The sequence below is a fragment of the Achromobacter aegrifaciens genome (assembly GCF_902859965.1).
Taxonomy (GTDB): Bacteria; Pseudomonadota; Gammaproteobacteria; order Burkholderiales; family Burkholderiaceae_B; genus Achromobacter; species Achromobacter aegrifaciens.
Genome location: NZ_CADIKO010000010.1, coordinates 1 through 3402, shown reverse-complemented (window position 1 = coordinate 3402; position 3402 = coordinate 1). Strand labels below are relative to the sequence as shown.

Annotated in this window: 2 rRNA genes; both read left to right on the top strand. The window is 51.9% G+C overall.

Going from position 1 to position 3402, the window contains the following annotated elements:
- Positions 1 to 198: 198 nt before the first annotated feature.
- Positions 199 to 3079 (top strand): 23S ribosomal RNA (locus tag HV793_RS30940).
- 198 nt (positions 3080 to 3277) lie between these two features.
- Positions 3278 to 3390 (top strand): 5S ribosomal RNA (gene rrf, locus HV793_RS30935).
- Positions 3391 to 3402: the final 12 nt, after the last annotated feature.

Here is a 3402-nt window from a genome sequence, read left to right as displayed (position 1 = left end):
GTTCTTTAACAATCTGGAAGAAGCACAACGAAATGTGCTCATCGAGTAATCAGCTTGCTGATGAAGATGGGTACGGGTTGTGATTGCATTAATTTTGTTCCAAGTTCTCAAGACTGGGGTGAATAACCCTAGACTGCTTTGAAACTTATGAACGGCACAAACGCTAATACTCAGGTCCTATAGCCTACAGCGTTATAGGATCAAGCGACTAAGTGCATATGGTGGATGCCTTGGCGATCACAGGCGATGAAGGACGTAGTAGCCTGCGAAAAGCTACGGGGAGCTGGCAAACAAGCTTTGATCCGTAGATGTCCGAATGGGGAAACCCACTCCGTAAGGAGTATCCCTGGCTGAATACATAGGCCAGTGGAAGCGAACCGGGTGAACTGAAACATCTCAGTAGCTCGAGGAAAAGAAATCAACCGAGATTCCGAAAGTAGTGGCGAGCGAAATCGGAAGAGCCTTTACGTTTTAGCACGCAAGATAGTCGAACGGAATGGAAAGTCCGGCCGTAGCAGGTGATAGCCCTGTAGGCGAAATCTTGTGTGTGGAACTAAGCGTAAGAAAAGTAGGGCGGGACACGTGAAATCCTGTTTGAAGATGGGGGGACCATCCTCCAAGGCTAAATACTCGTGATCGACCGATAGTGAACCAGTACCGTGAGGGAAAGGCGAAAAGAACCCCGGAAGGGGAGTGAAATAGATCCTGAAACCGTATGCATACAAACAGTAGGAGCCTCCTTGTGGGGTGACTGCGTACCTTTTGTATAATGGGTCAGCGACTTACATTCAGTGGCAAGGTTAACCGAATAGGGAAGCCGTAGCGAAAGCGAGTCCGAATAGGGCGATTCAGTCGCTGGGTGTAGACCCGAAACCAGATGATCTATCCATGGCCAGGTTGAAGGCACGGTAACACGTGCTGGAGGACCGAACCCACTAATGTTGAAAAATTAGGGGATGAGCTGTGGATAGGGGTGAAAGGCTAAACAAATCTGGAAATAGCTGGTTCTCTCCGAAAACTATTTAGGTAGTGCCTCAAGTATTACTGCGGGGGGTAGAGCACTGTTATAGCTAGGGGGTCATGGCGACTTACCAAACTATGGCAAACTCCGAATACCCGCAAGTACAGCTTGGGAGACAGAGCACCGGGTGCTAACGTCCGGACTCAAGAGGGAAACAACCCAGACCGCCAGCTAAGGTCCCAAATTATCGCTAAGTGGGAAACGAAGTGGGAAGGCATAGACAGTCAGGAGGTTGGCTTAGAAGCAGCCATCCTTTAAAGAAAGCGTAATAGCTCACTGATCGAGTCGTCCTGCGCGGAAGATGTAACGGGGCTAAGCGATAAACCGAAGCTGCGGGTGTGCACTTTGTGCACGCGGTAGGAGAGCGTTCTGTAAGCCTGCGAAGGTGGCTTGTAAAGGCTGCTGGAGGTATCAGAAGTGCGAATGCTGACATGAGTAGCGATAAAGGGGGTGAAAAGCCCCCTCGCCGTAAGTCCAAGGTTTCCTGCGCAACGTTCATCGGCGCAGGGTGAGTCGGCCCCTAAGGCGAGGCAGAGATGCGTAGCTGATGGGAAGCTGGTTAATATTCCAGCACCGTCGTACAGTGCGATGGGGGGACGGATCGCGGAAGATCATCAGGGTGTTGGATGTCCCTGTTGCTGTATCGAAGATGGCGCTTAGGCAAATCCGGGCGCGTAAATCAAGGGTATGGCACGAGCGAGCATTGCTTGCGAAGTGATTGGAAGTGGTTCCAAGAAAAGCCTCTAAGCTTCAGCTGTACGAGACCGTACCGCAAACCGACACAGGTGGACGGGATGAATATTCCAAGGCGCTTGAGAGAACTCAGGAGAAGGAACTCGGCAAATTGATACCGTAACTTCGGGAGAAGGTATACCCCGGTAGTGTGAAGCGCCTGCGCGCTTAGCATGATGGGGTCGCAGAGAATCGGTGGCTGCGACTGTTTATTAAAAACACAGCACTCTGCAAAGACGAAAGTCGACGTATAGGGTGTGACGCCTGCCCGGTGCCGGAAGGTTAAGTGATGGGGTGCAAGCTCTTGATCGAAGCCCCGGTAAACGGCGGCCGTAACTATAACGGTCCTAAGGTAGCGAAATTCCTTGTCGGGTAAGTTCCGACCTGCACGAATGGCGTAACGATGGCCACACTGTCTCCTCCTGAGACTCAGCGAAGTTGAAGTGTTTGTGATGATGCAATCTACCCGCGGCTAGACGGAAAGACCCCATGAACCTTTACTGTAGCTTTGCATTGATCTGTGAACCGGCCTGTGTAGGATAGGTGGGAGGCTTTGAAGCGTAGTCGCTAGATTACGTGGAGCCATCCTTGAAATACCACCCTGGTTTGTTTGCGGTTCTAACCTTGGTCCGTTATCCGGATCGGGGACAGTGCATGGTGGGCAGTTTGACTGGGGCGGTCTCCTCCCAAAGTGTAACGGAGGAGTTCGAAGGTACGCTAGGTACGGTCGGAAATCGTGCTGATAGTGCAATGGCATAAGCGTGCTTGACTGTGAGACTGACAAGTCGAACAGGTGCGAAAGCAGGACATAGTGATCCGGTGGTTCTGAATGGAAGGGCCATCGCTCAACGGATAAAAGGTACTCTGGGGATAACAGGCTGATACCGCCCAAGAGTTCATATCGACGGCGGTGTTTGGCACCTCGATGTCGGCTCATCTCATCCTGGGGCTGTAGCCGGTCCCAAGGGTATGGCTGTTCGCCATTTAAAGAGGTACGTGAGCTGGGTTTAAAACGTCGTGAGACAGTTTGGTCCCTATCTGCCGTGGGCGTTGGATACTTGACGGAGCCTGCTCCTAGTACGAGAGGACCGGAGTGGACGTACCTCTGGTGTACCGGTTGTCATGCCAATGGCATTGCCGGGTAGCTAAGTACGGAAGAGATAACCGCTGAAGGCATCTAAGCGGGAAACTCGTCTGAAGATAAGGTATCCCGGGGACTTGATCCCCCTGAAGGGTCGTTCGAGACCAGGACGTTGATAGGTCGGGTGTGGAAGCGCAGTAATGCGTTAAGCTAACCGATACTAATTGCCCGTGAGGCTTGATCCTATAACACTGATGGTTATGACCTGGTGATGTAGCGTTCCAAGTGTCGTTCAATACAAAATCTGGCTGCACCGTCAGCAGCCAGCCAACACCAATTACACCCCACCGTGCGTGATCATCGAGTCTGACTCTGATCGCCACGCGTTGTGTTTCTTCCAAGATTGGAGCAGTTGCCTAACCGCAGCCGCTCAACCAGTTACGCTTGACGACCATAGCGAGTTGGTCCCACTCCTTCCCATCCCGAACAGGACAGTGAAACGACTTTGCGCCGATGATAGTGGACGGACGTCTGTGAAAGTAGGTCATCGTCAAGCTTTTATTCCGCA